A 3,250-nucleotide genomic window follows, 5' to 3' on the forward strand; every position below is an offset into this window, starting at 1 on the left:
GGAACGAGTCGTCAGATCCCTTCAACATGTGGAGCGTGTATAGCTTTGTTCTCCTCCCGAACCGCCCCGGTCAACACGCCCGCACCGCACCCCTCCGGCGCGGTCCCGCCGCCGGTGCCCAAGGAGCTGGTGCCCGCCCACGTGGCAATCGTGATGGACGGCAACGGGCGCTGGGCCAACCAGCGCGGGCTTCCACGCACGGAAGGCCACCGTGCCGGTGAAGCGGCCCTGCTCGACGTGATGGCCGGAGCCGTGGAAATGGGGATCCGGCACGTATCCGTGTACGCCTTCTCCACGGAGAACTGGAAGCGTTCGCCGGAAGAGGTTCGTTTCCTCATGGGCTTCAGCCGGGACGTACTGCGGCGCCAGCGGGACCAGCTCGACGACTGGGGCGTGCGGATCCGCTGGTCCGGACGCCGGCCCCGGCTCTGGCAGAGCGTGGTCCGGGAACTGGAGATCGCTGAGGAACAAACCAAGGCCAACACCACCTGCACGCTGAACATGTGTGTCAACTATGGTGGACGGGCAGAAATCACGGACGCCGTCAGCGCGATCGCCGCGGATGTGAAGAGCGGGAAGCTGCGCCCCGGCAGCATTTCGGAAAAGACGATCCAGCGCTACCTCGACGAGCCCGACCTGCCCGACGTCGACCTCTTCCTGCGTACCTCCGGCGAGCAGAGGCTCTCCAACTTCATGCTCTGGCAGTCCGCCTACGCTGAGATGGTCTTTATGAACACGCTCTGGCCGGATGTGGACCGGCGCACGCTCTGGGAAGCCGTCGAAATCTATGCCCGCCGGGACCGCCGGTACGGAGGAGCGGTGGACCAGTCCGCGGCCGGTTCCTAGGCGGCCGGTCAGGCAGCAGGCTCCCGAAGCAGGTACGCCGCAGACCACTGATCCAGCTGCGCGTAAACCTGTCGGCGGACCGGAGCGGCGGAGAGCAGCACATCATGCAGTGCTCCATCAAAGCGCAGCACCGTCACGATGGGTCCGAGCAGCAGGCCGCGCTGCACCATCAGGTTCACATCGAGCACGCTGTCTGAAGTCATCATCGACTCATTCCACGTCGCGCCGATGGACGACCTCGCTGATGCCATCAACAGAATCGGCGCCGTGATCTGGAGCCCGCGGGCAACTTGGGCATGGCCCGCCAGCACCGCGGTGATCCAGCCGGCTCGGACCGGCCAGCTGCCCGGCGGTTTCCAGGCCGGGTCCAGGTCCCACTCACCGTCGGCTTCTGCACTGAGGCTGCGCCAGTAAAAGTCCAGTTCCGGGATCATCAGCCGGGCCTTCGGCCGCATCCGGGCCAGCGGCTCCAGCAGGCCTGCGGCCGCGTTGCGGGTCAGGGAGCTGCCCCGTAGTTCCAGCCAGGGACTGTTCAGGATCAATGTCTCGATCCGGCCCGGATTCCGGCTGGCCCACAGCGAGGCCACCAGTCCGCCGGTGGAGTGGGCCATCAGGGATATCCGCACGGGGGTCTCCGCACCCTTGGAGGTGTGGATGTCCTCCGTGGCGGCTGCCAGCGCCGCCTCGATGTCGGCGTCGTACTCGGCGAGATCGGTAATGAACCCCTCGGACTGCCCCGGACGGAGGCTCCGCCCGTATTTGCGCAGGTCCAGGGCGTAAAAGGCGACACCCCTGGCGGCCCAGAATACGGCCAGTTCGGTCTGGAAAAAGTAGTCGGCCCAGCCATGGATGTAGATGACCGCGTGGACCGGCACCGGCTCGACCGGAATCCGGGACCGGGAAACCGCGGCGCGCAGCCGGCCCAGGAACGACGGCGGGGGAGGGGGCTCGGCAGTGTAGGACACCAATGTGGCCACCACCGGGCCTTCATCGTCTTTCCCCAGTTCGAGAGTCAGATAGCGGTAGCCGTCGCCGAGCCAGTCCGGTTGCCAGTTTTGCCCCATACACCGAGATTACTGCACCGGACCCATGTCATTGCCCGTCATTGCCGGCACCGCGGCCGGCCATGGATTTGGTGCCGGGGACGCGGAATGGAAGCATTAAAGCCATGCGCGTCTACCCCACGTTCTTCCGGATTGTCTTCTCCGGGATGGACCCAGAAAAAGCCCACAAAGCCGGCTACGAAATGATCCGTGCCGCAGCCTGCACACCCGCGGCTCCGATACTGCGTGCCCTCACACGGCCCGCCCCGGAACTCGCCACTGAAGCTCTTGGCCTCTCCTTCCCTTCGCCCTTCGGCGTTGCCGCCGGATTCGACAAGGAGGGCGCCGGAATCGTGGCGCTCAGCAACCTCGGATTCGGCCACGTTGAAATAGGCACCGTCACTGCACAAGCCCAGCCGGGCAATGCCAAACCGCGGCTGTTCAGGCTCGTCGAAGACCGGGCGGTGATCAACCGGATGGGCTTTAATAACGACGGCGCGGCTGCGGTAGCGCCGAGGATCCGGAAGGCAATTGACGGCCTCCACCGCCGTTGGGGCAGGAACCGTCCCATCGTCGGCGTGAACATCGGCAAGACCAAGAAGGTCGATCTCGCCGATGCCGTTGAAGACTATCTGGCGAGCACCCGGCTGCTCGCCGCGGACGCCGACTATCTGGTCGTGAACGTCAGCTCACCCAACACGCCGGGACTGCGCCAGCTGCAGAACATCGAGTCGCTGCGCCCGCTGCTGGCCAGCGTCGGACAGACAGCTGACGAGACGGCCGGACGCCACGTTCCGCTGCTGGTCAAGATCGCCCCTGACCTCACTGATGAAGACATCGACGACGTCGCACGCCTTGCCCTCGACTTAGAGCTCGACGGCGTGGTGGCCACCAACACCACGGTGCGCCGTGACGGCCTGCTCACGGATCCGGAAACTGTTATTGCCGCCGGGGTCGGCGGCCTCAGCGGAGCACCGTTGAAGGAGCGTTCGCTGCAGGTGCTGAGCCGCTTGCGCACTGCGCTGGGGGAGGGCCCGGTCATTATCTCCGTTGGCGGCGTGGAGACCGGCGCCGATGTCAAAGCCCGCCTTGATGCCGGGGCGAACCTGGTCCAGGGCTACACTGCTTTCCTCTATGAAGGGCCGTTCTGGGCCGCCCGGATCAACCGGCAGCTGGCCAAGCTGCAGCGGGGGAGCCGGTAGCCTGGCTCTTCAGCAGCCGCTGAACCCGCTGCCATATATATAGGCCACATAAAAAGGGAGAGACCGCAGATGCGGTCTCTCCCTTTTTATCTGAATAGGCTTAGCTCGCTTAGGAGACCTTATCGCCGCGGCGGACCTGGGGCTTCGGCAGGCGGAACC

General features: G+C 65.4%; 3 protein-coding genes. 2 read left to right on the forward strand and 1 reads right to left on the reverse strand.

Translation table 11 applies throughout. The features are described 5' to 3' along the window. The first annotated feature begins 45 nt into the window (after positions 1–45). Positions 46–846 carry an isoprenyl transferase gene (locus RTN46_RS03555; protein ID WP_312179064.1) on the forward strand — a complete coding sequence of 267 codons (801 nt, stop codon included), beginning with the start codon at positions 46–48 and terminating at the stop codon, positions 844–846. An 8-nt stretch (positions 847–854) separates the two neighbouring features. On the opposite strand, the gene RTN46_RS03560 is transcribed toward RTN46_RS03555, so the two are convergent. Then, a complete protein-coding gene (locus tag RTN46_RS03560; RefSeq protein WP_312179065.1) occupies positions 855–1,910 on the reverse strand; it encodes an alpha/beta hydrolase in 1,056 nt (351 codons plus the stop codon). Positions 1,911–2,014: 104 nt separating this feature from the next. Between RTN46_RS03560 and RTN46_RS03565 the strand changes: the two genes are divergently transcribed. Beyond that, positions 2,015–3,091, forward strand: a complete 1,077-nt coding sequence (locus RTN46_RS03565) for a quinone-dependent dihydroorotate dehydrogenase (protein WP_312179066.1) — start codon at positions 2,015–2,017, stop codon at positions 3,089–3,091. Positions 3,092–3,250: the final 159 nt, after the last annotated feature.

The sequence above is a fragment of the Arthrobacter sp. genome (assembly GCF_031988865.1).
Taxonomy (GTDB): Bacteria; Actinomycetota; Actinomycetes; order Actinomycetales; family Micrococcaceae; genus Arthrobacter_B.

Excerpts from the sequence above, each read along its gene's own strand:
- RTN46_RS03560 (WP_312179065.1), bottom strand. The coding sequence starts at position 1,910 with ATGGGGCAAAACTGGCAACCGGACTGGCTCGGCGACGGCTACCGCTAT.
- RTN46_RS03565 (WP_312179066.1), top strand. The coding sequence starts at position 2,015 with ATGCGCGTCTACCCCACGTTCTTCCGGATTGTCTTCTCCGGGATGGAC.